29 protein-coding genes and 5 pseudogenes are annotated in these 22,401 nt (G+C 53.0%); 12 read left to right on the forward strand and 22 right to left on the reverse strand.

Annotated elements, in window-relative coordinates; genetic code table 11:
- The 3 genes from FDX14_RS22870 to FDX14_RS22880 form a co-directional block, all read right to left on the reverse strand.
- Positions 1-478: DUF3560 domain-containing protein (locus tag FDX14_RS22870; RefSeq protein ID WP_137350307.1), on the reverse strand; the 478-nt coding region annotated here is incomplete at its 3' end.
- Between the two features lie 56 nt (positions 479-534).
- Positions 535-762: a CCDC81 family HU domain 1-containing protein gene (locus tag FDX14_RS22875; RefSeq protein ID WP_024154216.1), complete on the reverse strand. Its 228-nt coding sequence runs from the start codon at positions 760-762 to the stop codon at positions 535-537.
- 93 nt (positions 763-855) lie between these two features.
- The gene (locus FDX14_RS22880) at positions 856-1,083 is read right to left on the reverse strand and encodes a hypothetical protein (protein WP_001658291.1); all 228 of its coding nucleotides are present in this window, start codon (positions 1,081-1,083) and stop codon (positions 856-858) included.
- Positions 1,084-1,350: 267 nt separating this feature from the next.
- Here FDX14_RS22880 and FDX14_RS25810 point away from each other — a divergent pair, with 267 nt between their 5' ends.
- A complete protein-coding gene (locus FDX14_RS25810) occupies positions 1,351-1,602 on the forward strand; it encodes a hypothetical protein (protein WP_170973613.1) in 252 nt (83 codons plus the stop codon).
- A 196-nt stretch (positions 1,603-1,798) separates the two neighbouring features.
- Here the strand turns inward: FDX14_RS25810 and FDX14_RS22890 are convergent.
- From FDX14_RS22890 to FDX14_RS22955, 13 genes and pseudogenes are all read right to left on the reverse strand, one after another.
- Positions 1,799-2,121, reverse strand: a pseudogene (locus tag FDX14_RS22890) (DNA polymerase III subunit theta); the annotation flags it as partial.
- A 169-nt stretch (positions 2,122-2,290) separates the two neighbouring features.
- Positions 2,291-2,482: a hypothetical protein gene (locus FDX14_RS22895; RefSeq protein ID WP_001022400.1), complete on the reverse strand. Its 192-nt coding sequence runs from the start codon at positions 2,480-2,482 to the stop codon at positions 2,291-2,293.
- A gap of 13 nt (positions 2,483-2,495) precedes the next feature.
- Positions 2,496-2,624 (reverse strand): hypothetical protein, encoded by a 129-nt coding sequence (locus FDX14_RS25640; protein ID WP_286364589.1) that lies wholly within the window; start codon positions 2,622-2,624, stop codon positions 2,496-2,498.
- Between the two features lie 34 nt (positions 2,625-2,658).
- Entirely contained in the window at positions 2,659-2,898 is a 240-nt protein-coding gene (locus FDX14_RS25565; RefSeq protein WP_252182552.1) for a hypothetical protein, read from the reverse strand.
- Between the two features lie 44 nt (positions 2,899-2,942).
- Positions 2,943-3,365, reverse strand: a complete 423-nt coding sequence (locus FDX14_RS22905; protein ID WP_001658277.1) for a DUF1380 family protein — start codon at positions 3,363-3,365, stop codon at positions 2,943-2,945.
- Positions 3,366-3,432: 67 nt separating this feature from the next.
- Positions 3,433-3,861, reverse strand: coding sequence for an antirestriction protein (locus FDX14_RS22910; RefSeq protein WP_024153629.1), 429 nt, complete (start codon positions 3,859-3,861; stop codon positions 3,433-3,435).
- Positions 3,862-4,281: 420 nt separating this feature from the next.
- A complete protein-coding gene (locus FDX14_RS22920; RefSeq protein WP_137350309.1) occupies positions 4,282-5,049 on the reverse strand; it encodes a YubG family protein in 768 nt (255 codons plus the stop codon).
- Between the two features lie 67 nt (positions 5,050-5,116).
- Positions 5,117-5,521, reverse strand: a complete 405-nt coding sequence (locus FDX14_RS22925; RefSeq protein WP_137350310.1) for a DUF1380 family protein — start codon at positions 5,519-5,521, stop codon at positions 5,117-5,119.
- Between the two features lie 56 nt (positions 5,522-5,577).
- Positions 5,578-5,997: a DUF1380 family protein gene (locus FDX14_RS22930; RefSeq protein WP_137350311.1), complete on the reverse strand. Its 420-nt coding sequence runs from the start codon at positions 5,995-5,997 to the stop codon at positions 5,578-5,580.
- A gap of 11 nt (positions 5,998-6,008) precedes the next feature.
- Positions 6,009-6,230: a YubE family protein gene (locus tag FDX14_RS22935; RefSeq protein ID WP_137350312.1), complete on the reverse strand. Its 222-nt coding sequence runs from the start codon at positions 6,228-6,230 to the stop codon at positions 6,009-6,011.
- Positions 6,230-6,910, reverse strand: a complete 681-nt coding sequence (locus tag FDX14_RS22940) for a DNA methylase (protein WP_001627847.1) — start codon at positions 6,908-6,910, stop codon at positions 6,230-6,232. The genes FDX14_RS22935 and FDX14_RS22940 overlap by 1 nt, the downstream gene beginning before the upstream one ends.
- A 376-nt stretch (positions 6,911-7,286) precedes the next feature.
- Positions 7,287-7,574 (reverse strand): hypothetical protein, encoded by a 288-nt coding sequence (locus FDX14_RS22950; RefSeq protein ID WP_137350323.1) that lies wholly within the window; start codon positions 7,572-7,574, stop codon positions 7,287-7,289.
- Positions 7,546-8,058 (reverse strand): annotated as a pseudogene (locus FDX14_RS22955) (DUF1281 domain-containing protein); the annotation flags it as partial. The pseudogene FDX14_RS22955 and the gene FDX14_RS22950, both read right to left, overlap by 29 nt.
- 532 nt (positions 8,059-8,590) lie before the next feature.
- Here FDX14_RS22955 and umuD point away from each other — a divergent pair.
- Positions 8,591-9,013 (forward strand): translesion error-prone DNA polymerase V autoproteolytic subunit, encoded by a 423-nt coding sequence (gene umuD, locus FDX14_RS22960; protein ID WP_137350313.1) that lies wholly within the window; start codon positions 8,591-8,593, stop codon positions 9,011-9,013.
- Positions 9,013-10,287 (forward strand): Y-family DNA polymerase, encoded by a 1,275-nt coding sequence (locus FDX14_RS22965; protein WP_137350314.1) that lies wholly within the window; start codon positions 9,013-9,015, stop codon positions 10,285-10,287. The genes umuD and FDX14_RS22965 overlap by 1 nt, the downstream gene beginning before the upstream one ends.
- A gap of 81 nt (positions 10,288-10,368) precedes the next feature.
- Here FDX14_RS22965 and FDX14_RS22970 read toward each other — a convergent pair whose 3' ends face one another.
- The 5 genes and pseudogenes from FDX14_RS22970 to FDX14_RS22995 form a co-directional block, all read right to left on the reverse strand.
- Positions 10,369-11,343, reverse strand: a complete 975-nt coding sequence (locus FDX14_RS22970; RefSeq protein WP_116523683.1) for a ParB family protein — start codon at positions 11,341-11,343, stop codon at positions 10,369-10,371.
- Positions 11,343-12,548: an AAA family ATPase gene (locus FDX14_RS22975; protein ID WP_000427673.1), complete on the reverse strand. Its 1,206-nt coding sequence runs from the start codon at positions 12,546-12,548 to the stop codon at positions 11,343-11,345. The genes FDX14_RS22970 and FDX14_RS22975 overlap by 1 nt, the downstream gene beginning before the upstream one ends.
- A 121-nt stretch (positions 12,549-12,669) precedes the next feature.
- Positions 12,670-13,453: pseudogene (locus FDX14_RS22980) on the reverse strand (site-specific integrase).
- Positions 13,450-13,859: pseudogene (locus FDX14_RS22985) on the reverse strand (hypothetical protein). The pseudogenes FDX14_RS22980 and FDX14_RS22985 overlap by 4 nt, the downstream one beginning before the upstream one ends.
- A gap of 801 nt (positions 13,860-14,660) precedes the next feature.
- The gene (locus FDX14_RS22995; protein ID WP_137350315.1) at positions 14,661-14,951 is read right to left on the reverse strand and encodes an early set domain-containing protein; all 291 of its coding nucleotides are present in this window, start codon (positions 14,949-14,951) and stop codon (positions 14,661-14,663) included.
- 472 nt (positions 14,952-15,423) lie between these two features.
- Here FDX14_RS22995 and FDX14_RS23005 point away from each other — a divergent pair, with 472 nt between their 5' ends.
- The 5 genes and pseudogenes from FDX14_RS23005 (at position 15,424) to FDX14_RS23020 (ending at position 18,213) form a co-directional block, all read left to right on the forward strand.
- Positions 15,424-16,035, forward strand: a complete 612-nt coding sequence (locus FDX14_RS23005) for a DNA-binding protein (protein ID WP_137350316.1) — start codon at positions 15,424-15,426, stop codon at positions 16,033-16,035.
- Positions 16,032-16,652 (forward strand): hypothetical protein, encoded by a 621-nt coding sequence (locus FDX14_RS23010; protein WP_137350317.1) that lies wholly within the window; start codon positions 16,032-16,034, stop codon positions 16,650-16,652. The genes FDX14_RS23005 and FDX14_RS23010 overlap by 4 nt, the downstream gene beginning before the upstream one ends.
- Positions 16,649-16,840, forward strand: a pseudogene (locus FDX14_RS25570) (hypothetical protein); the annotation flags it as partial. The gene FDX14_RS23010 and the pseudogene FDX14_RS25570, both read left to right, overlap by 4 nt.
- Positions 16,841-16,855: 15 nt before the next feature.
- Positions 16,856-17,437 (forward strand): DUF2971 domain-containing protein, encoded by a 582-nt coding sequence (locus FDX14_RS23015; RefSeq protein WP_252182554.1) that lies wholly within the window; start codon positions 16,856-16,858, stop codon positions 17,435-17,437.
- 35 nt (positions 17,438-17,472) lie between these two features.
- Positions 17,473-18,213 (forward strand): abortive infection family protein, encoded by a 741-nt coding sequence (locus tag FDX14_RS23020; protein WP_137350318.1) that lies wholly within the window; start codon positions 17,473-17,475, stop codon positions 18,211-18,213.
- A 140-nt stretch (positions 18,214-18,353) separates the two neighbouring features.
- On the opposite strand, the gene FDX14_RS23025 is transcribed toward FDX14_RS23020, so the two are convergent.
- The gene (locus FDX14_RS23025; RefSeq protein ID WP_170973614.1) at positions 18,354-18,938 is read right to left on the reverse strand and encodes a hypothetical protein; all 585 of its coding nucleotides are present in this window, start codon (positions 18,936-18,938) and stop codon (positions 18,354-18,356) included.
- Positions 18,939-19,229: 291 nt separating this feature from the next.
- On the opposite strand from FDX14_RS23025, the gene FDX14_RS23030 reads away from it, so the two are divergent.
- From FDX14_RS23030 to FDX14_RS23045, 4 genes are all read left to right on the forward strand, one after another.
- Positions 19,230-19,472 carry a hypothetical protein gene (locus tag FDX14_RS23030; protein WP_137350320.1) on the forward strand — a complete coding sequence of 81 codons (243 nt, stop codon included), beginning with the start codon at positions 19,230-19,232 and terminating at the stop codon, positions 19,470-19,472.
- Positions 19,462-20,721: a hypothetical protein gene (locus FDX14_RS23035; protein ID WP_137350321.1), complete on the forward strand. Its 1,260-nt coding sequence runs from the start codon at positions 19,462-19,464 to the stop codon at positions 20,719-20,721. The genes FDX14_RS23030 and FDX14_RS23035 overlap by 11 nt, the downstream gene beginning before the upstream one ends.
- Before the next feature lie 75 nt (positions 20,722-20,796).
- Positions 20,797-21,297 (forward strand): thermonuclease family protein, encoded by a 501-nt coding sequence (locus tag FDX14_RS23040; RefSeq protein ID WP_137350322.1) that lies wholly within the window; start codon positions 20,797-20,799, stop codon positions 21,295-21,297.
- 517 nt (positions 21,298-21,814) lie between these two features.
- A partial coding sequence (locus FDX14_RS23045; protein WP_252182555.1) for a TraX family protein occupies positions 21,815-22,401 on the forward strand: 587 nt, incomplete at its 3' end.

Below are 22,401 nucleotides of genomic sequence, written 5' to 3' on the forward strand. Positions count from 1 at the left end.
GTTTCATGCCGTTTTCAATACGCTGCGCATCCCGTCGCGCGCGGCGCTCGCTGTGATGCCCGACCAAAATCGGCTGTCCGAACGGGATAACCGACGCCAGCGCGTCCACCTGCGCCAGTGTCTGCTCTGACTCCCCGGCGCGTTTTTCACTGTAGCCGCTGAAACGGTCGGCGCGTTGCTCCTGACGGTCAAACAGGGTGTTGTCATCGTCTTCAATATCCCCGGCAAGGGACAGAAGCACGTCCTCACGGGCTGGCGTCCAGGCTGGCGCGACAAACAGCGCCTGTTTCGGCGCCCAGCGAAAACCCACGGCATGGATTTTCTGATAGGTTTCATCATCAAGGCGCTCTGCGGCATACAGGCGCAACTTGTTGTCATCCGGGGAGTATGTCGCCCGGTACGACTGCGCGGGGGTGTCTTCAGACGCTGGCGGCGGGGTGATGCTGGCAGTCAGTGTCAGGGCGGTGGTCTGTGTCATGTGGGTTTCTCCTTCCTGTGGTTGCCGCCCCTCGCGGGGGCGGCTCACCTGATTAGTTACAGTCCGCGTTTCAGTTTCAGGGTGCGAAGCACCTGGCCTAACGCATCATTTTTCATCGCGGGAATATGAACCCCGCGCCGCTTGCAGATACGCCTGGCGATATGTCGCCCGAACGCTTTCAATTCGGGTTTAATCTCTGATGCGGATAGCTCGGCGCGACTGATGCGCTTATGCTTGTGGGGCTTTACAGCTCCGGCGGAAGGTGAAACAATAGAAACGGTCATATAGAGTTAACTCCTTCTGGTAGTTAATGAAGCCGTAAAAACCGTTGGTGCGATTTTTACGGAGTGGAGAAAGCAGGGTTTACCCTGCTTTTTTCATGTCTGCGAGTTGCTGCCCGCCCGTTCTGCCTCCTTCTGTACTTTGTCGGTAATGTCTTCGGGGTCGCCTAAAAGCCAGCCGCTGACGGGTTGATAACGTTCGATAAATGCCCTGACAGCCCGCTTTCCTGTAGTGGCGCTGATACGGGTAAACATCGGTAAAACGCCCTGTGCATCGCGTCCGCTGAACGCAATCTGATAAACACGCATCGCCTGAGCCTGCATTTTTCTTCCTCCTGGTTTTTAAAGAACATCACCCGTTGAGTTTCGGGAGCCGCGGTGTTGACGTTTGCGGGAACCTGCTGCGCTGTTCCCTCTGGTATTTAACTTCACCCGTTTGAGAACCTTCGCCGCAGGGGCGTAAACGAGCACGGGCGATGGCAGCTGTCCTGGGCGCGGTTTACCGCGTGCCATTTACCCTGGACGGCTGCCAGCGTTTGTGCTTGTCTCAGCCCGGGCGAAAGGGGCTTAAACGGTGAAAAGGCACCAGAAGTGGATGAGAGCAGGGGCCCGCCGCAACGTCGGGGCGCGGCACGCGAAACGGCGTTGCGCCTTACAGCCCGGCGTCAGTTTGCCGGGATGCGAAAAGCGCAGGCCACGGCGCGCCAGGGGCGGCGTGACCGGAACGGTCGCAGCAAGCCTGCTTTTGACGTTGCGACAGCCTGGGATGGAAACCCGCTGCCCTTCGGGCACTGCCCGAAGGGCCGGGCAGAGACAGCGCAGCTGGCTCGGTGCGCAGCATGACAGCCCCGGTTCCCGTCAGGGAAGTCGCCCGGCGTCAGCGAAATCAGCAGGGGAATATCAGAAGCAGAGGTAAAGCCAGAGGCAGAAACAGAGTGAGCAAGCACAGGCACAGGCACAGGCACAGGCACAGGCACAGGAACAGGCACAGGCACAGGAACAGGCACAGGCAGCGTATTATCACCGGCAGGAAAAAAACCACACACTGGCCAGAAAAAACCATCACCCGGCATGAGAAAAATCCGGCCGGCGACAGGCAGAATGCATCAGGAAAGGCGTTATTTTTTAACCTCATCCTCTTTTCTGGCATATTCCGGGGCATTTTTGTCCGGGAGCTGCGCACTGACCTGGCGATAATGCTCCAGCCGCGTCCAGAAATACTCTCTGAGATGTTCAGGCTGCTAGTTCCGCGACCACGGGCATTGCCAGTCTTTCTTTATACGCCACACCTGACGCGACCAGGTCAATGGCCACCTTATCCTGGTCTACTTTTGATTTTGCCGCGAGATTAAAACCGGACATGACATCCTCCGTTGAAATGGAAACCCGTTGTAAGTGTACGCCATCAGAGACTGAGAGGGGAAAGGACGGGGAGCGGCGCGAAGCGCGGCGCGGGTCCTTCCCCCGCAGGCGGAAGCCTGCAGGGTTTTTCGCGCGGGCTGACAGGCGGCATAACCGCCTGCCATCATGCTTACCTGCCCTTTCCTCCCTGCAAGATGAAGTGCCCGCCGATGTACACGGCACACTGACAGGTCATGTATTCGCAGATTTCATCCACCACCTGCGCGGTTGTCAGTTCTCGCTGACCGGCATCACGGCGGCGGGCATTAATCAGTGCTTTGTACTGGCGAAGAATTTCGCGGGTTTCCGGTTTAATATTCACGGGTTACTCCTTCTCAGGCGTCGATCGCGGTCTGTAACTGGCGCATAGCGTCCAGTTCTTCAGCCACAAATGCATCTGCATTACCACCCCCTTCTTCTGCCACGGCGTACAACCGATTTAGTTCACTGCCTGCCAGTAACATTATTTTTTGCAGCGCGCTGGCCGGAACGCTGACATCACGTAGCGCGCGGCGCTCGTTCTTCAGTGATGCGACGGATCATGCTCACATCGGCCCCCTGATCATACGTCACATCCAGCCGCTGCATGACGCACGTAATATCCTCATCGGACAAACACCATTCACTGGTTAACAGGCGGATATCCTCACGGGTAATACAGAGAACCAGCAATGCTTCATCAGATGACAGGTTATATTTCAGGAGATCGGTCATGATTTCTTTCACGGGTGCGTACATGGTTTTATCCTTTTTAAAAGGGGGCGGCATAGCCGCCCCGTCTGTTATTCAGCCGGACGCGGCGTAAATGGCACTGCCAGCAGGGTTTTGAGCGTATCCAGCGCGGCCAATTCTCCGGCGACCGTGTCCGGCGTCTGATAACGCGGGATGTTCATTCCGGCTTCCATCAGGGGTAAAAGGACACGCAGTGCATCTTCGGGTACAGCAATCTGGCGAGATGTCCGCGCAGCAGCAATTTTGCTGAGTTCATCGGCAACAAATTCCAGTCCTAACCCGTACCGCCACACGCCGGCACTGCCCGCTTTACCGATGACGCGGAGCACGTAAGACACATCGTCGTCGGTAGGGCTGTACTCAGCGCCCGCTTCCCGCACGTCCTCCGGCGTCCAGGTAATGACGGCGATTTTTTTGTTGCTTTCATGCTGTTTCAGCAAGGCAATACAGATTTCACTGACGGTTCCGTACATGGCATGTTTATCTTTAAATTGATGAATGGCGGTTACAGCGGGGCGGCATCGCCGCCCCGTCGGTTAATCAGTCGAGCGCGGCGTAAATGGCGTTGCATTCAGGGTGAAACGTAATGTGATTCCAGAGCTGGGTATCACGCAGCATATACAGGTGTGTGAGCGCGGCGTTGCCGCAGTCGTGATGCGTCCAGCAACGGCGGTTAATGGCGAGGGACGTCAGAATAATTCCGGCGGCGTCGGCGCTGACGGTACGATCAAACCAGTTTTCACCGTTGATCATGTGTACCCGACCGCAGTCGGGCATCATGTACCCGCCGCCCTCCGGCAGACGGATGAAATGCCAGAACCCGCCGTCATATTCGGGCATCCATTTTTTGGCCAGCGCATACACCTGTAATTCAGCCAGCATAAAATCAGTGCCGAACATATACGGCAGGAAAGACAGGCGGTCGGATTCTTCGACGCTGAGGGTGTGCTGACGTGCTGCATATTGCATGGTAAACCTCCGTAATCACATATTCCGCGACACCGGGCGGTGCCGTGCATCCAGACCAGTCGGGCGATCGGTCGGAGATACAAGGGCGCAAGGGAAGCCGCAGCCTGACGCGCACGGCAGACGGGAACTGGAGGGTGAGACCGTGAAACCTGAGCGGGCGAACGACCGGAAGATCGCGGCAGACGTGAAGGAAGGACCGGGTGACCGCAGCGGCGCCAGCGAACCCTTGTATCGACGACAGCCCGACTACGATGGATGCACGGCACAGCCCGCACACGACACCGGACTGACAGAGTGGAAAACCACCAGGCCACGTCACTTCGGGACGGGGCCGCCATAAAAGCGGAGCCGGCGACATCCTTTTCAGCATCTGCGTCACCGGCAGATAAAAAGAAGGGGGTTCCCCCTTCCCTCCCTGACTTAATCCCCGATCGGGTCAGTGTTGCGGACCTCGTTCAGCACATCCCGCAGCACGCGGCGGTCAAACCAGCGTCGGACCGGTTCCCCCGGGAAACGCAGAAGATCGGTCATCACCCCGGCTGCTTCGATTTCTTCCCGGGACTCATTCACCAGGGTGAGCAGGACCGGACAAAACCGCGCATCCCTGACCAGTACCCCGTCCAGCACCTGATCCAGCAGTGCCCCGTCCTCACTGTCCAGCCAGTTTTCGTGCTCATATTCGTCCGCAACCAGTCGCCAGTCTCCGAAACGTTTTTCCATCAGTCGCGGCCTGGCAGACGGCACCATAGCCGCCGCAAGGCGGTGCGCATCCAGGCGAACGATTTCGCATACCCGGTCAGAGAAATCTTTCAGGAAAGCCAGCAGGTCGTCGCATTCGGTTTTTGTCAGCCATTCCCGGGCATACGGCAGACTGATACACGTACAGTCAGGCAGGGCTTCGGGCCGGGGATAAGACTGTGCCGGGTACAGATGCAGCCGGGCGGGTGTCCCTGCCAGCCGTTGCGCACTGGCCGTCAGCAGGTGTGCCCGTCCCCCCATCTCGGTCTGGCAAAGACGGGTTGTCAGCGTCAGGATCTCGTCTGCACTGAGCACACCGCAGACGGACAGCCAGCCGGGAACCTCGTCCGGAGCAACCTGTGTCACCCCCACGGTTTCAGGCCAGCCGGAACGGTGCAGCAGATTTTCACCGTGGCGCACAATGAGGGCGTTAAGCGTATCGTTCTTCATGATTATTCTCTCTGTGTGTTGTACGGGAAGTGTCGCCCCGTCAGAACGGGCGGGGCGGTCAGTCACATCAGGCGGCCAGGAGCTGCCTGAGCCACGTAATATCGGCCTGAACATCAGCTAAAGACGGGCAATGCCGGCTGATAAGAAGCCAGGCCTGCGCATCCTCTGTGTCCAGCGCCAGCCCCGCGACGTCCGTCAGACGGGCCAGCAGGTCGGCAGGAACGATGACGGTCGGGATTTCGGCCCGTAATCCGGCATACATCTCCTGGACTGTGCGGTATGAAATGCCCTCTTCGGTATGTCCGGCAACACTGCCGATTTCCTGCAAAATCGCCCCGGCCTCGCTTTCCGTCATGTTTTCCACCTGGGCCATCACGTCCTGCTTCGTCCAGACCAGCAGGGCAAAGTGTTCATCGTTGTCAAACATGCGTTTCAGCTTTTTATTCAGTTCCTTACGGGTGCCATACATCATGATTTTATGTTCCTCTGAGTCGGTTCAGGCCACGCCGCCGGGGCGGCGTGGGGATGTCAGTTTTTCAGTAACGCGCGGACTTTCGCCACATCAGCCAGTCGGCGGGCAACGCTTTCCGGCACCGGATGGTTGTCATCCCGGGCGGTCCATTCCCGACGCCACAACGCCTGTTCGGCGGTCGTCAGCAGGGTTTCAAGCAGGTCAGCCGGCACCATCACTGCCGGCGCGGCCCGTTTCACCTGATCAATCAGATCCATCACCGCACAAGAAGGCACACCAAAATCAAGCCGCTGGTCTTTCGGTATGGCACCCAGACGCGCCAGTACCGCCTTTATGTCCTGGTCAGAAACGGCACACTCCATTCCGTCAGCCAGCCCTTCGATATCCGCCGGGGACCAGACAATCAGGGTCAGCGGGGTTTCTGCGGGATACTGCTCACTCAACAACCGGCAGAGGGTTTCACAGGTTCCGTACATGTTTTTTCTCCTTAGTCCTTAAAGCAGGCATCCAGCTCAAGAATTTCGTTGTACGCCGCCATAAACAGGGCATTGACGCGGAAAAGCGTCTGGCGGGTCAGACGTTCGGTCAGCACATCGGAGTCAAAGCGATAGCGGTGCTCCATGTCGTTCAGCGCGTCCCGCAGGTCACTCATGCTGTTGGCCAGTTCCGCCACGTCTGCGCGGAGTTTTTCGTGTCCGGCATAGTTCATTACGCGGCCTCCGGATAAAAGACGTCGTTGGCGGCCGGGCGCTGCATGGCGCGCTGCACGGCTGTCAGGCGCTCAATCCCGGCTTTGTGGTACTGCTCCATCAGTTCAATGCCGATATAACGGCGCCCTGCCTGGACGGCGGCCACGCAGGTGGAGCCTGAACCGGCAAACGGATCGAGAACAATGGCGTTCGGGTGTGTGAAGCTCTCGATCAGCGGTTGCAGGCTGGTAACAGGCTTTTCGGTCGGGTGGTGGCGGTTGCCTGAATATTTCCACGCAATCACGTCATTCAACGGGTTTTGCGGCAGGGGCGGACGGCCTTTCGCCAGGATGTAGGCGCATTCATGGCGGTAGCCCACATAAGCGGCTTTCGATGTGTAGGTTTTCGGGAAAACCAGATGCCCGACCACGCTGAACCCGGCACTTTTCCATGCGGCCATAAAGCGGTCGATGCGGTTCCAGCCGTAGAAGCTCACCATCAGTGCGTCTTTTTTGAGGACGCGGTACATCTCATTGCAGGCGGGTTGCAGCCATTCGTCGGTTTTGTCACCGGCAATACTACGGCCGGAACGGTCACGGAACCCGACCAAATACGGGGGATCGGTAAGGATGAAATCAACGGCGCGCTCCGGAAAGCCGGACATAATATCGACGCAGTTACCCAGGATAAAACGGGACATAGGGACACCTCGTGGTTACAGGGGGCACCCAGGAGGACGTCGGTACGACGTCCGTTCCCTGCTGCCCGGAGCCTGTACGCCGCGACCGGTAACGGGTCAAGCTGACCGTGGAATAACGAGCCGACAGTCCCCATCGTCGGCGAGCTTATGCCGCGAAAGCGGCTTGAAGGGCGCTCCTTAAAGTGCGAGTGGATGGCGTAAAATCACAGCGACGCCGGACAGGAGCGGAAACGCCGCCCGTCCCGTGTCCGTCCGGGCGCGGCACACTGGCTCCGGGCAGTGGATATCCCCGCGCCACGCGCGGCATGGATGAGGAGCTGCGCGACATCATTATTCCGCCCTGAAGTACCGGGCAGTCGCCCTGCCCGGCATCACGTCAGCGGGTAATATCCCGCCAGTCATTTCCCCACTCTTCGCGCAGTACCGGCGCATCCGGCGCGCCGGTCACTGTCCACGCATCGAGGAACTTCAGGCCGCGCAGGATACTGTTCTCCACATCGTCGAGCAGAACGATGCTGTTAAACCAGACCACACCGCCGGGATACTCCCACCGATGCCGGTCATCCTCGCGCTTCAGCGCTGGCCACCAGGTGCGCCCCATTTCCATGACACCCGCTTCGGCCTGCGCCAGGTCAGTCGCGGAAATCCATCGGTTCGGCAGCAGGTATGATGCTCTCCCCGTCGCACAGACTGTCCCACCACGCCTCCACCGGCGCAGGCCGGAAATTGTCCCCCCAGTCGAAAGATTTTTACTGGTACAGCTGACGGATGACCTTCTGTTCCGGCTCACTGAGGGTCGCCCAGCGGGCATGGCAGATGTGGCTGTTCTGCCAGCACTGGTGCAGTTTCTGGCAGGTTTCCACATCCAGCACAGCTCCGGCCATAAACATTGCCAGCCAGTCGCTGTATGCCTGCACTGACGGCCGGTTGTCTGCGGCCGTACCGTAAGAAACCAGTTTCGGATATGGCGCGTAACATTGCTCTGTCAGGGGGCGCAGTATTCCGGCACAGCCCGCAAGGAAAAGCTGGATACCTTCTTTTCTGGCGCGGAGATGCGGAGACAGCCCGCCTCCGGCAATCCACGTTTTGAGGGCGTCACTGTTTTGAATACCGTTGAACATCAGACGATTGGCACACCAGTTCGGCATGGGAAGCTCCTTATACAGTCAGCGTGGACAGGAGGTATCACCGCGATACCGTTCCCTGCCGCACGCTGCCTGTTCGTCGCGTCCGGTAGCGGGTCAACGCCGACCGTGGAATAACGAGCCGACAATTCTCATCGTCGGCGAGCTTATGCCGCGAAAGCGGCTTGAAGGGCGCCCTTAAACTGGCGAGGGCATGGCGTAAAATCACAACGACGCCGGGCCTGAGCGAGAAAGACGCCCGTCCCGTGACAGGCCGGACGCGGCACACTGGCAGCGGGTGGCAGTCAGCAGCAGGCGGTCAGGAATGGCCAGGATGAAAACAGGAGTTGGGAAAAAACACCAGAGAGGGGCAGATGACATACCAACAGTTCTGCGTCGATCCTCCACAGGGTTATTCACTGAATCTGTGGATAACCTGACATCTGTTTTTCCAGACAGAACAGTGACCTGACGGGAAACAGCAAATTTCACTTGCAGGACAGAAAATATCTTAAATAATACTGTATATAAAAACAGGCATTTTAAGAGGTATGCCATGTTACTTTTTGTCGCCCCCGAACAGGAGCCGGTGCAGTCCACTGCCCCGCTGTTCACAGAACGTTGCCCGGCGGGTTTTCCGTCGCCGGCCGCCGATTACACGGAGGAGGAACTGGACCTGAATGCCTATTGTATCCGGCGTCCGGCTGCAACGTTCTTCGTCAGGGCTATCGGGGATTCGATGAAAGAGATGGGCTTACATTCCGGCGACCTGATGGTGGTCGACAAAGCCGAAAAGCCGCTGCAGGGTGACATTGTCATCGCGGAGACTGATGGCGAATTCACGGTTAAACGCCTTCAGCTGACACCCCGTATCGCCCTGCTGCCGATGAACCCGGCCTACCCCTCACTTTATCCGGAAGACCTGCAGATTTTTGGGGTGGTGACAGCCTTCATACACAAAACACGGGGCATGGGCTGATGTACGCGCTTGCTGACGTGAATTCGTTCTATGCCAGCTGCGAAAAGGTTTTTCGCCCTGACCTGCGAAACAAACCTGTCGTCGTTCTCTCAAATAACGATGGCTGCGTCATTGCGAGAAGTCCTGAAGCGAAGCGGCTGGGCATCAAAATGGGGGTACCGTGGTTTCAGCTGAAGTCGATGAAATTTCCGGAGCCGGTTATCGCGTTCTCCAGTAATTACGCCCTCTACGCCTCGATGTCGAACAGGGTCATGGTTCACCTGGAAGAGCTGGCGCCACGCGTTGAGCAGTACTCCATTGACGAGATGTTTCTGGACATTCGCGGTATAGACAGCTGCATCGATTTCGAGGATTTCGGCCGGCAGCTGCGTGAACACGTTCGTTCCGGAACGGGCCTGACCATCGGCGTCGGCATGGGCCCTACGAAAACGCTGGCCAAATCAGCGCAATGGGCCTCCAAAGTGTGGCCACAATTTAGCGGCGTACTGGCGTTAACACTGGGCAATCCCCGCCGCACGGAAAAACTGCTGTCACTGCAGCCGGTGGAGGAAATCTGGGGGGTGGGCCGCAGGATCTCAAAGAAACTGAACACAATGGGGATCACCACAGCACTACAGCTGGCCCGCGCGAATCCGACTTTCATCAGGAAAAATTTCAATGTGGTTCTGGAGAGAACGGTCCGGGAACTGAACGGAGAGCCCTGCATCTCTCTGGAAGAAGCTCCGCCGCCAAAACAGCAGATAGTCTGCAGCCGTTCTTTCGGAGAACGCGTCACAACTTATGAGGCAATGCGGCAGGCCGTCTGTCAGCATGCTGAGCGGGCGGCTGAGAAACTGCGTGGAGAGAGACAGTTCTGTCGCCACATCGCTGTATTTGTGAAAACCTCACCCTTTGCCGTCAACGAGCCGTATTACGGAAATCTGTCCAGTGAGAAACTACATACTCCCACGCAGGATACCCGCGATATTATTGCCGCAGCCGTCAGAGCACTGGACCGGATTTGGGTGGATGGCCATCGATATGCAAAGGCGGGTTGCATGCTCAACGAATTCTCACCAACAGGGGTTTCGCAGCTGAATTTGTTTGATGAAGCGCAGCCGCGTGTACAGAGCGAACAGCTGATGAAAGTCCTGGATGGCATAAACCATTCAGGGCTGGGAAAAGTGTGGTTTGCAGGGCGCGGTGTTTCGCAGGAATGGCAGATGAAACGAGATATGCTTTCACCTGCTTATACGACACGCTGGTCAGATATTCCTGCAGCTAAACTGGCGTGAAATTTTGGCGATTTCACCTTGAAATTTTCAACATAAACTGTCTAATTACAATAAGTTAAATGTGAAATCGCCGTGGCGAAATTATTGGCTCAAATTTCTTTCAAGGACCTCGTTGATAGCCTTGTCCAGTTCATCCTGAACCACTTTTGACATACGGCTAAACTCATAAGTCAGCGTGCGCCCTTTCACACGCTTGCGCGCAAACTTGTCCTTTTCTTCAAAGGACCAGAGTGGGGAAATCACTGACTTTTCCTTGGGGGGGGGAGCTATCAATGCCTGCGATGCCTGAGAAATCAGCTTCAGTATACTGGCTTTCTGTTCGTCTTCTGGTCGCTCGCGATCACTCAAAATTGCATTGTGTTGATCAGAGACAGACTGAATGAGTTCTTCAGACGTTAAGCCCTTTTCACTGAGTTTTTCGTTAACCTCTAAAAGAATTTTATAGTCACTAAACGACAGCTCCGACTGAACCGGGAACAGAGAAATCAAATCTTGCGGTACTGACGCCGCCTGCAGTGCCCTGGTAACTTTAGCCTGAGATAACCCCTCTAGTTCAGCAATTTCCTTTTGATTGAATCCGGACTCTTTAAGAGCAATCAATCTCAGGCCGATCTCCCGAAGGTTATGCTCTTTAGCTGTCTGGATATCTTTAGCAAGTTGGCGAGCTTCATCAGCTGATAAATTTTCATCGGTAACCATTACATCAAGGCCTGTACGGATATAAATCGCTGAGGCTCGCCGTCTTGAACCATCCAGTATCTCAATCCTTTCACCTTGCTTAATACCAATACAGGGGAAGAACTGCTGAAACTTAATCGTCTGGATAATGGATTTCAGGGACTCCCTGGTCAGAGCAAGTTGATCTCTTCCGTTGTTTTCCTGGTTTACGAAGGTCTTACTTTCAACGTCAGATGCAGGTACCCGAACAAACCTGAATGTTACCTTCCTGCCGGTTTTTAAAGTAAATACCTGGCTTCTACTGGTACCAGTCATCTCGACCATTGACGCCTGAGTATTTAACTGTCTGCCGATGGTTTTTCTTCTCTCATTCGACATTACATACCTCCGTTAGTACGAATGAACTCAATGCGATCAAATACTGCTTTCGCAAAGTCTTCAGCTGCTGATTTTGCGCTTTTAAGCGCCTCTGTGCTTCCATCATAGGTCGCTGGATTTGCTGAAATAACTGTGTCAAAAGTCTCCCCGCAGCGTTCGAAACCATCCAGCCTCGGCAGAACCATGTCTAGCATATCGGCACCGAAAACCTCTTTAGCCTGACTATGGCAAATTTTGTGATCAGGCTTGTTCAGGATTTTGGACATGAAGCCGATATTACCGATGAGATTGCAGGTGTGCCCATCCATTTCGATCGAATCAATGAGGGCAGGGAGGCTGGCCACAAACTTCAGGGAAGAATGAAAATCAACCGTCGCCGGTGGGAGAGGGGTCAACATCAGGTCTGCCGCCCCAATGCAGTTTTTCAGGAACGCATCAAGATGAGGACCACTATCAAGGAAAATAAAGTCGTAGTCATACTGGAGCTTGTCGATAATGTTCTCTTTAAGCACTGCATGAATATTTTTCCCTGGCAGATGTTCTTCGCACAATCCCTTCCAGCCTTCAGCAAGGAATGCATCGTCAATGGAAGCGGGAATTACATCAACGCCAGGGATAATTGACGGCACTATAAAATCGGAAAGTAATTCTTCACGAGACACATTCTGGAGCATGGCCTGAGCAGCCGTATTTTCAACCAAGCCCACTGAATTCTCATGGCTCAGGAACATTGTCAGAGATGCCTGCGGATCGAAATCAATGGACAGAATACGCAGGTCTTCAAACAGAAGCTGAGGATGAGCCCGAAAAGCATGTGATAATGAAGCGGTAGAAACTGTCTTGGAACCACCACCTTTAAGATTACATACAAAAATCGTGAAGGCTTTATCGAAACGATCCCTGTACTTGGGTACTTTACGATGGAAATACAGATCGATGACATTCTGAATCGTCATCGCGTATTTCATCGTATTGCCGGAAGGTTTCTTTTTAAAAATGTAGCCACTAGCTTCCATTTCGGCCACAGCATACTCAACACTGCCTTTACTGAGCTTAGGCAGCTTATACAGGGCGGCTTTGCTGTATTCCTGATAGAACTCGGTAAGCTTCAATTCCTCTTTTTGCTGGCGGATATTTTCGCTCAAAGATGTCAGAAGTTTACCTGCACGTGTGGCGACTTTCCGTAACTGCTCAATATTTTCCATTCATCACCTCATGACGTTTTTTGTCATTTTGAACAAAAAACGTCATGTTGCAAGTAAAAAATCATATTGTTTTGATTTCGCTCTTGGACAAGCCCGCCGGGCACGTCAGGAGCATCAGCACTCACACTGCGCCTTTCAGCATGGCCGCCGCCTCAGCTTCCGGCATAAGAAACTGCACCCTGTGCCGCGCAGCAACATCGAGCGCAAACACTTTCGTATAGACCTCCGTCGAACTGATGCTCTTGTGGCCCATCAGACTTTGCAGCACCTTCAGCGGAATACCGTTGTACAACATATGCATGGCATAGGAATGCCGGAAAGTATGTGGCGACACCGGAACCGAGAATGTCACACCGTCGGCTGCAGCGGATTCAACCGCTTCATTCAGCCAGGTCCGGACGGTCCGGTCAGTAATTTCCCAGATACGTGCCTTCTCCATTCTGCCGGTACGTTTATTGCGACGCTCGAGCGGGATTTTCAGCGTGGCCACCATCATCATCCAGCTGGATGACGTACTGTTTATCTGACAGCGGCACCAGACGATGTGCCTGACTGCCGGCAGGTGTTCTCCCGGCACCTCTTGCCGCTTTTTCCGCCCGCTGTTTCAGGGTGGCCAACTGCACAAACGGATACGGCGGCGCGAGCGAAAAATCAGCCCGCGTAAGCGCCAGCGCTTCGTTAATGCGCGCGCCGGTATTCCACAGCGTGGCCAGCAGCATTTTGCGGTGCAGATCGGGGACATAATGGAGCAGGGCGCTCACTTCCGGCGCCAGCAGATACTTCGGCAGTTAGTCCTGGACGATCGCCATCTGACGCAGAGCCAGAGCAGCCGGGTAATCGATGGCCACGGGTAGCAGCATTTTTTCCGGAGCGTAAGCCTGTCCGGGAAGAGAAGGGTAATTCATGATACCTCGGGGGCTTCATCACTTTCTGGTGAAAATATCTGGCGGTCCCGGGAGTAATGAAAAGAGTGGAACTCATCCGGCATGATCAGCACGCGACGACCACTCTTCCGGGGAAACATCCTCCGCATCTCAGGGGTAAGCTGGTTACGTTCCCATCCGTAAGGGAAAATATCAGGGCCCGCAACGATACGCGCCACTTCCTGATTCAGACGATCTCCGTGCCAGCCATAAGATGTCAGACGCTTGCGGATACGCCCGATCGGAAAACGTTTATCAGAGTGACGGGGAAATATGAGCTTCCCGTCCTTACCCAGGGTGATACCAAACATATCCAGAGACTGGTTCGCGTGGGGAAATACTCACGCATAGTTTTCATCATATTTTCCATAACTGACTCCTGAAACATTACATGAAGATTTATGACTGCCCGCGTCCCTGCATCTGAAAAAGTTAGGTATCCGGGCATGCCATTCTGGCTCTGGATTTTCGTTGTTTCCGCCACTCCGTCCACAATACATGTTGTACAGACCAGCAACTGCCATTATCAAGATGTGAGGAAGGCATACCATTAAGCTTCCTCAATCGTTTGGCCAGTAAAACGGCACGCATCCCAAGCCGTGAATACTGATATCTGCGTTCCCTGAATGTCATTTGCCAGTCAGGTGGGGCATTAAACTCGTAGATAACGCTTATATACCGGTTGGCTTCAGGGATCAGTACTGTCAGTTCCCGGATGCGGTACATGATTCTGGCCGGTAGTACCCGCCAGTCGCCGTCAATATCATCGGCAGAAAATGCCTCTGCGCTTATGGTCGTCCTTGTGTATCCCTTATCATCTTCCTGACCTTCGTCTTTGACGACATTAGCACATTCTTGAGCGTAACGTTCGAGACGAAAGACCAGCTCCGTAGAAATGAAATACAGCTCAGCCTGACGTCTGGACGACGCAGCTTTTTCTTCGCGGCTGCGGGCATAGTGATGAGTCAGGCAAACACCACCCAGAGCAGCACCAATTGATGAAACCGCCGTGATGATCTGTGGTCACAGGCTGGCGCTGTCTTTAACTACTTTCACACCCTCGGTGGCAATAAACCAGTCCGCCATATTTTTTCCTTAAAGAGAAATCCCGCCGAACTACATTATCGATGTGACATGTGGCAGCCAATGGGAGTTCAGCCAACCACTCATTAAATGATGCTGCCGGTTATTAGTAGCGACCAAGCGTCATTAACTGGAAGCATCTTTCCCCAGAGAGCTCTCCTTCTTTCTTTGGGAGGGGGCCGGGAAAAAGAGTTACCACATCGACCTCTTCATATAACTGCCATGTGTCATTAGAATCATCCCACCAGGCAATTATGCAATTATCCCAGGTGCGTATATCACGGTAGCAGCTGTATCCCGGGAAATGGTCGAACTCCGTCTCTTCCATCCAGACTCTGCCATGACCGAGGATCATGAGTGCCTCAAACAATACATCTAAGTGGATTTTTATTTCCATCGTTGACTTCCTTATCGTTAGTTTTCTATTTGTTTTATTTATCATCACCCACGTAACATTCCGCTGTTCACGCTTAATGATTAGCCAGGTAATAATCACTACCAGTGATTACAAGACACTCCAATCCCGCACTTCCGAAAAATCCATATTAGCAGTATTTCCGGAAGTAATGAGAGAGATAGCCCGGAATGACCACGTTAAATAAGTGGGGAGTGTGAAAGAGGGGGGGGGTGCACTAAACAATTAATATTATATAACATTTTTTAATTTTACCCCAAAAAAAAAGCGTAAATAATCGCCTTGATCCGGAACCGGGAGTTTTCGGATCTGACCGTGATATGAGAAGGATTGTATGTAGATTCTGTATTGTATGTACGATATGTATAATATGTATTATCTGTATTTTGTGTATTATGTATTTTTTACACCGGGAGTACGATGACGTCCTACCCTGAGAAGCCGGAACCAGACCATGACCACCCTCTCCCCGGACACCGTCCGCCGTATTGAAGACGCCGCGGCCGCCCTGATCGCCGCCGGCAACCTGAACCCGACCAACGAGCAGGTCCGTCAGCACCTCGGCGGCGGTTCACTGTCCCATATCTCTCCCGTGATGCGCGCGTTCCGCGCCCGCCGGCGCGAGCAGGCCGCTGAGCAGAACACGCCCCTGCCGCCGGAGCTGGCACAGCTCCTGACCGGTCAGCTGGGGCTGTTGTGGCAGGCGGCCGTGAAACAGGCTGAAACGGGGGCCCTGGCAGCGCGCGAGCAGGCCGACGACGACATTGCCCGGGCCGACCAGGAGCGGGATGAGGCGCTGGCGAAAGTGGCCGCCCTGGAAAGCGAGCTGGCGGTGCTGCGCGAGGTGGTGGCCGAACGTGACCGCCTGCTGCAGGAGGTGCGCGAGCTGCGCGCGGAGGCGCTGCCGCTGCGCGAGCAGGTGGCCCGCCTGACCGCCACCGGCGAACACCTGGCGGCGCAGCTGCAGGACACGAAGGCGGAGCTGAAGGAGTCCCGGGAGGACGGCCGTCAGCTTCAGGCCGAACTGCTGACCCTGGCCCGCCATGACGGGAAGGTGAAGAAATGAGACCGGAAAGACTATTACGTATAAAGGCATTTCGACGGGCGCTGGAGCTTGGTGCCGGTGAACGGGCTGAAGGGTGTCGTCATTTTCGGCGATGGGAAAAGGAACTGAGGAATTTCCCGCGTGGCTGTTGCGATTTGGCCAGCAACACACTGGCGCAGTATTTGATGGATACTGAGAGATGCCATCCGTGCATCATTTTTATGGAAGGGAACGCAGGTTTCCATGAAGCGGAAAACTCAACGGTTCACGGGCATGTCATCGTATTGCTGGACGGGGAATATATAGATCTGACGCTGGATCAGTTTCCAGAATATCCGGAGTATATCCCGGCTGAAGCTATCGAGTCAGGTGGCCCACTGGGAAAACTTCTGCGCAATATCATGAAGCATGAAGACCCGGTAAAAACCCGCCGGGTTGATCTCGATGGCGGGGAAGCGCTGTATGACTGGTTACGCGATACCGCCGACGAAGTGCTGGCTGCTGATCCGGATTGGCAGGCCTGGGTACGGTCGATAGAAGAAGCAAGAGAAGCCGCTATTAAGGTGTTCCCGTTTCTGTCTGACATGCAGAAAACTGAGTGCGAACAGTGCCCGGGGAGTCAGGAGGCTGCCAGATGAAGATTTATCATTACACGGACCTGAACGGCCTGAAGGGCATCATCGAATCAGGCTCACTGTGGGCGACGCACTTTTCCTTCCTCAATGACAGCAATGAGCTGACTCACGGTATGAACTGCCTTGAGAATGCCCTGCAGTACCTGAGGGACGACTTTAACCCGAAAACCCTGAAGTTCATCGAACAGGCACTGACGCACTTCAGAATGCACCGGGCTGCTCATGTCTATAACCTGTCGTTCTGTCTCGAACCCGACCTGTTAAGCCAGTGGCGGGGTTATGGCAGCTCTCAGGGCGTGTGCCTAGAATTTGATGATGAAGAGCTACTTGCCTCCCTGGAATTAACTCAATATCAGGTGTTTAAAAACCGGGTGCTCTATACCAAAGAGGATTCCACGGTTGAAGCCCGGAACGAAATCCTCGCCTTCTTTCGTCAGCCACAGGTTCAGGCGGCAATAAATGCAGATGTAATGCATGAGATGATTCAGGCAACCAGACTGGCACACAGCCTGCCGCCTTTTTTCAAGAATGACGGTTTCAAAGAAGAGCAGGAGTTCAGGATGGTAATCCTCCCGGACAGCCCTTTTGAGGGTGTCAATTTTCGTGTCAATGACAGCGGTCTGGTGCCATATCTGATCATTAAAGCAAAAGATAAGCTGCCACTGACAAACATCAGAATTGGTCCCCGCAGTAACAGAGCAATGATGATGGACGGGATTTCATTCCTGTTGCAGAGCAGGGGGTATACCAGTACACGGATTTCGTTTACTGAGACGCCGTTCCGGTAAACTCAATTAAGAAGTACAAACTTCAAGGGATCTGTATGTTGAATAAAGTTTCTCAAATAAATTTGGCCAAAATCCTGGCAGATAAGTTTAACGAAGGCGACTGGAAGGAGCTGTTTGCTGTTACAGATTGTGAAGATGTTCCGGAAGGGCTGAATCAATTCTACCGGCATGTTCACTGGAACAACACGGAGTTAAAAGGGGTGGCCATCGCTGCCATAGAAACTACCCTGGCCAGAGACGCTGGTAACCTTTCTAAAATCTGGGCGCTGGATAATGTTCAACGCTATATCAGCAATGCCGATAATGATTTATTCAAAGAAATAAAGGACATTGTTAATCAGAATGGACAAAGAAACGTTTCCGCAACGCCAGTGAAACATGTGAACGAAAACATTTACCAGGCCTTAGAAGATGCGGAAGTATTGCTTCAGAAAAATGGACCACAGCGGGCATATGATCGTGTGCACACAGCTCTTCATGCATCATTAAGACAAATGTGTGTAAACCATGGCATTACGACCGATAGTACAAATAATAATGTTCCAGGCCTGCTTTCCCTGATAACTGCACATCTTAAGGCCCTGCCGGATGATGGAAGAAATGAAGATGTGTTTAAAATGTTGAAGTCTGCTGCCGCAATACTTCATGGAATTAATAACCTGCGTAACAATTCCAGCATGGCTCATCCTACAGAAAAATTGCTTAATGAAGCCGATGCGCGTTTTGCCATAAATCTGGTTCGTTCCATTATGACTTATATTGATGAATTGCTTTAATTGTAATAAAAATATGAGTCTCACAGCGAACAGATAGAACATTAAAGAAGAAGTGAAATACGGCCAGCATTTCGAACTCTGGCCGTACTCTTATTGTTTAACAATTGATGATCACCTGTGTAAGCGTTTAATAATTTTTTTTACTGACTTAACGCCTGCTGAATTTCCTGACGCAGTATCGTAAATGCATAAGGATCAAATCTGTTGGCTACCAGCCGACTGGGGTCAATGGGAACGTCAAAGGTCTCCTCGGACTTCATGTCATTGTTATAGGAAAACAGGATGGTACCTGGATTAAATATATGGAAATAGGTAACACCTAACTCAAAAACAGATTCGGAGGAATAAATCTCATACTGTTGTGTTTTATTGTTATAGGCAATCATATAAATATGATAATTCTCTTTCTTAAAGAATTCTGCCAGTAATTCAATGGTGTTGCGGGCATTTTGTGCAATCCCATTCGCATTGGGTCCCTGGGCGTTGTGTTCCCTTAACTCGGCCAAAGCATATTGAGCGCCGCTGAATATGCTTGCTAAAAATTTCTTACGTTCCATCATATTGCCTCTGGCTAAATCCCTTCTGGGACTGTAAAGAGTTCCGTCAACAATGATCCAGTCATCGTTAACCCACTTTGTAACTTGTTGAGGGGTAACGCTCATACTTTTAGCAAAAGCAGATTTATTCCCGTCAAAGAAAAGATCGATATGTTCAGAAAGCTTCATAACTAACCTGTTTGACTGTTTCAACACCAACACCATAATCAATATTTGATTATACATCAACAAAAATTGATTATGTTTTTCATGCAGCACCGGAACAGCCAAAAATCGGATCTGCGCCGCGGGAATCCGGCAAAAGATATGATAATTAAAACACATACATAAAATCATACTGAATGTGATATCTGTCATCATTAATAAAATCATATCTGATATGATTTTAACAAAATGAGTAATAAATAATATTAAGTGTGTTTTTTTTATACATCAGTATATTCATTCATGGAGTACAACATGAACAGACCACTGAACCTCACCTACGACGAACTGCTGGCCGAAACCAGAGCAGCGCTTAACGTGCTCATCACCACCTCCAGTACCCCTCCGGATGCGTTTGACCGGGGCTGCCGCAGCGGGACGATCAGTTTCTGGTATAAGCTGGCCATGAAAACGTCCGCGCCGGATGAGCAGTGCCGCGAAGATTACAGGCAGCTTTGTCTCCTGGCCGGTCAGGAGCCGCCCGTTGATGTCCGCTGAGAAAACGAGACGTCCGTCGCCGCTGCAGCGACGGGTGCTGATTGTGCTGGCCGCCCTCGATGCGAAACGGCCGGGACCGGTGGCCACGCGGGATATTGAGCGGGTGCTGGAGCAGGGCGGGGATGCCCCGGTGTACGGGCCGAACCTGCGTGCCTCCTGCCGGCGCATGGAAGCCGCGGGCTGGCTGCGCACGCTACGCGCTCCGAATCTGCAGCTGGCCGTCGAGCTGACGCCGGCCGGCCGTGCGCTGGCCGCCCCGCTTCTGGCTGACGAACAGGCGCGAGTCCTGGCGGAGCATCGCGCGACAGCGGTCCGGGTTCTGCCCCTGGTCCGGGTAAAGGCGGTGTATGCGTCTGACACGTTCGGTGACGACCGGCCGGTGGCGCTGGACTATCGCTGGCACCTGGCGTGCCGGGGCGACTACGTTATCCGCCTTGACGGTACCACCTGCCTGCAGCTGTGGAACGTGGCAGGGCAACTGACGCGCATGGAAGGCGACCCCCTGCAGGTGGCGGAGTGGTTACAGGCCTGCCACGATGCCGGCATTGATATTCGCCTGCAGATCAATGAAAGCACCATGCCGGAGCAGGGTTCTCCTGTCCTGAAAGATGCAGAGTTTCCCGGCGGACAGGCTTTATCCTCGACAGTAACCTGGTACCAGCAGCTGCTCAGGGCACTGCGACAACATGATGTGGCAGGGCTCTCCGTCACAAACCTGGATCACCTTAATGCAGTGAAACCCGGCAGGCGTAATAAGGAGCAACCGTTACAGGAACGTTTTCTGGCGCTGGCAAAAACGGTGGAGGCGACGCCTGGTGCCCTTCGATCGGATCGGTATGAAGAGGATGCCGGCCCGCTGCTGACAGAGATGCTGGACGGATTCGGGTTCACGCCGGACCAGGCTTCCCGCCTCATCCACCTTATCCGCTGGCCACTGATGAGTCAGGAAGAATATGACCGGCGTGAACTGAACAGCCTTCTGGACGAACTGGAACGGCGACAGCTGTACTGTAACCGCGAACAGCTGACGGAGATCGTGTTTTCGCCGGTCCGCAAACCCGGCGAGAGCTGGGCTGAACGCCTGCAGTGGCTCCTGATGACGGATGGATTCGGGTTCTGCAGTCCGCTGTCCCGGGAAACGGGCAACCGGGCCCTGGAGATCCTGGCTGATTACACGGGGAGGGAGGTGGCGGAGCATCTGGCCACGGTGACTGTCTGGAACGATGACTGCGCCGGGAGGCAGTCATGAGCAAGGGTTACGTCCATCTCATATTCACTTGCACGCGGCGTGAAACCGTAGCAGCAGGTGAAACGGTCTCGCCTTATGAACACGACGCAGACAATGCTTATAAATAATCGCATTTCAGCTTTTTTTGTACTTATTCTTGTCACCTTTAGTGTCCAGGCAGACATTGATGGTCTGGTTGTTCGTGTGCTGGATGGAGATACCATTGAAGTTGTGCATGATAACGGAGAAAAGAGTCGAATCAGACTGACTGGTATTGATGCGCCTGAAAAAAAGCAGCCATTTGTTCAACGTTCCCGCCAATCCCTGAGTGAGCTTGTATCACAAAAACATGTCTACATCACAGGACATGAATTTGATCGATATAATAGATTATTAGGGACTGTCTGGTCAGGGCGAACAGATATCAATGCAGCTCAGATCCACAGGGGCATGGCATGGGCCTATAGATTTAAGGGACAGATAAGCAACTCAGAATATGGAATACTGGAAAATGAGGCTAAAACTAATCGCACCGGACTATGGTCTGCCTCGTCACAGACTGAGCCCTGGATATGGCGAAAAAATCAAAAAGAATAAATACTTTAGCAGAGAGAAATGTTATGAATAATATCTGATATATCTAATTTAGCTTATGATTTATTAATTATTTTTAACACTTAATTTTAATTAAGGGTTTGTTTAGAAAACACTTTTCAATACTGTGATATTATCTGATAAATACCTGTGTTCACCATGCTTATAATTTATTTCTGCAGATGATGATAAATTCAGGGAGTGAAGATAATGAACGATTTTCATATGTTAGATATTTGCATTAAGAACAATGACCGTCTTGGCGCAATGAGATTATTACGGGATAAAACGGAGTTTGCGGTCCGTAAAGTTCTTGAAAAGTTAAAACTGAAAGTGACATTACAAACAGGGCGTTCTTTCTGGCTTTGGGTTCAGAACTGGATTAACAGTTCCTGCAAACATGAAAATACACCAAGTGAACCTGCATATGATAAATCACAAGATAAACTCCATTCCCCTGTTTCCAGATGCACTGAATCCGGCAGCACTGGATTTAGTGAAGCTGGCCGCACTAATAGCTATGTTTGTGGATCACGCAAACACACTATTCCTGGTAAGACCCGAACCTCTCCTGTATGCATTCGGAAGGATGGCTTTTCCCCTGTTCACGCTTATCTGGGCGATGAACGTGCAACGCGCGCCAGAACGTCTTCAGAAAAGAGCAAACAGACTGTGGGTATGGGCATTTATCACACAACCCTTGTTCTTTCTCGCTTTTCAGCATCATCAGCCGTGGTATGCGCTGAACATTTTATTTGTATTCGCCGGAGTGACGCAGCTGCTTGCCCTGAATTACCGGTACGGAAGAAAAGGAATACTCACTGGTATACTACTTCTGTGCTTAATGGTGTGGCCACTGCAACCTGCAAGTTACGGTTTGCCTGGGATCATGCTGGCAATCGGACTGGTGCTTGTTTATTCAGGACAGACTAATGGGATGTATCGAGCCGGCATCATCGTCTCCATGCTGTCGCTCTGTAGCCTGAATAGTGTTTCACAGATAATGAGTCAGCCAGCAGATATCCTGCTGTTTGCCACTCTTCCGACGTTTCTGTTACCCATGACTGTAGTATCACTGTGGATTTGCCCCTATATTTCCAGACACCT

The organism is Citrobacter sp. wls710 (assembly GCF_005281115.1).
Lineage (GTDB): Bacteria > Pseudomonadota > Gammaproteobacteria > Enterobacterales > Enterobacteriaceae > Citrobacter > Citrobacter werkmanii.

Excerpts from the sequence above, each read along its gene's own strand:
- FDX14_RS22920 (WP_137350309.1), bottom strand. The coding sequence starts at position 5,049 with ATGAAGAACGATACGCTTAACGCCCTCATTGTGCGCCACGGTGAAAAT.
- FDX14_RS22880 (WP_001658291.1), bottom strand. The coding sequence starts at position 1,083 with ATGCAGGCTCAGGCGATGCGTGTTTATCAGATTGCGTTCAGCGGACGC.
- FDX14_RS22875 (WP_024154216.1), bottom strand. The coding sequence starts at position 762 with ATGACCGTTTCTATTGTTTCACCTTCCGCCGGAGCTGTAAAGCCCCAC.
- FDX14_RS22910 (WP_024153629.1), bottom strand. The coding sequence starts at position 3,861 with ATGCAATATGCAGCACGTCAGCACACCCTCAGCGTCGAAGAATCCGAC.
- FDX14_RS25640 (WP_286364589.1), bottom strand. The coding sequence starts at position 2,624 with ATGTTACTGGCAGGCAGTGAACTAAATCGGTTGTACGCCGTGGCAGAA.
- FDX14_RS22930 (WP_137350311.1), bottom strand. The coding sequence starts at position 5,997 with ATGTACGGAACCTGTGAAACCCTCTGCCGGTTGTTGAGTGAGCAGTAT.
- FDX14_RS23035 (WP_137350321.1), top strand. The coding sequence starts at position 19,462 with ATGTCCGCTGAGAAAACGAGACGTCCGTCGCCGCTGCAGCGACGGGTG.
- FDX14_RS23005 (WP_137350316.1), top strand. The coding sequence starts at position 15,424 with ATGACCACCCTCTCCCCGGACACCGTCCGCCGTATTGAAGACGCCGCG.
- FDX14_RS23040 (WP_137350322.1), top strand. The coding sequence starts at position 20,797 with ATGAACACGACGCAGACAATGCTTATAAATAATCGCATTTCAGCTTTT.
- FDX14_RS22975 (WP_000427673.1), bottom strand. The coding sequence starts at position 12,548 with ATGGAAAATATTGAGCAGTTACGGAAAGTCGCCACACGTGCAGGTAAA.
- FDX14_RS22965 (WP_137350314.1), top strand. The coding sequence starts at position 9,013 with ATGTACGCGCTTGCTGACGTGAATTCGTTCTATGCCAGCTGCGAAAAG.
- FDX14_RS22940 (WP_001627847.1), bottom strand. The coding sequence starts at position 6,910 with ATGTCCCGTTTTATCCTGGGTAACTGCGTCGATATTATGTCCGGCTTT.
- FDX14_RS25565 (WP_252182552.1), bottom strand. The coding sequence starts at position 2,898 with ATGTACGCACCCGTGAAAGAAATCATGACCGATCTCCTGAAATATAAC.
- FDX14_RS23020 (WP_137350318.1), top strand. The coding sequence starts at position 17,473 with ATGTTGAATAAAGTTTCTCAAATAAATTTGGCCAAAATCCTGGCAGAT.
- umuD (WP_137350313.1), top strand. The coding sequence starts at position 8,591 with ATGTTACTTTTTGTCGCCCCCGAACAGGAGCCGGTGCAGTCCACTGCC.
- FDX14_RS23025 (WP_170973614.1), bottom strand. The coding sequence starts at position 18,938 with ATGAAGCTTTCTGAACATATCGATCTTTTCTTTGACGGGAATAAATCT.
- FDX14_RS22970 (WP_116523683.1), bottom strand. The coding sequence starts at position 11,343 with ATGTCGAATGAGAGAAGAAAAACCATCGGCAGACAGTTAAATACTCAG.
- FDX14_RS23010 (WP_137350317.1), top strand. The coding sequence starts at position 16,032 with ATGAGACCGGAAAGACTATTACGTATAAAGGCATTTCGACGGGCGCTG.
- FDX14_RS22935 (WP_137350312.1), bottom strand. The coding sequence starts at position 6,230 with ATGAACTATGCCGGACACGAAAAACTCCGCGCAGACGTGGCGGAACTG.
- FDX14_RS22905 (WP_001658277.1), bottom strand. The coding sequence starts at position 3,365 with ATGTACGGAACCGTCAGTGAAATCTGTATTGCCTTGCTGAAACAGCAT.
- FDX14_RS22995 (WP_137350315.1), bottom strand. The coding sequence starts at position 14,951 with ATGGAAATAAAAATCCACTTAGATGTATTGTTTGAGGCACTCATGATC.
- FDX14_RS23015 (WP_252182554.1), top strand. The coding sequence starts at position 16,856 with ATGCACCGGGCTGCTCATGTCTATAACCTGTCGTTCTGTCTCGAACCC.
- FDX14_RS23030 (WP_137350320.1), top strand. The coding sequence starts at position 19,230 with ATGAACAGACCACTGAACCTCACCTACGACGAACTGCTGGCCGAAACC.
- FDX14_RS22925 (WP_137350310.1), bottom strand. The coding sequence starts at position 5,521 with ATGATGTATGGCACCCGTAAGGAACTGAATAAAAAGCTGAAACGCATG.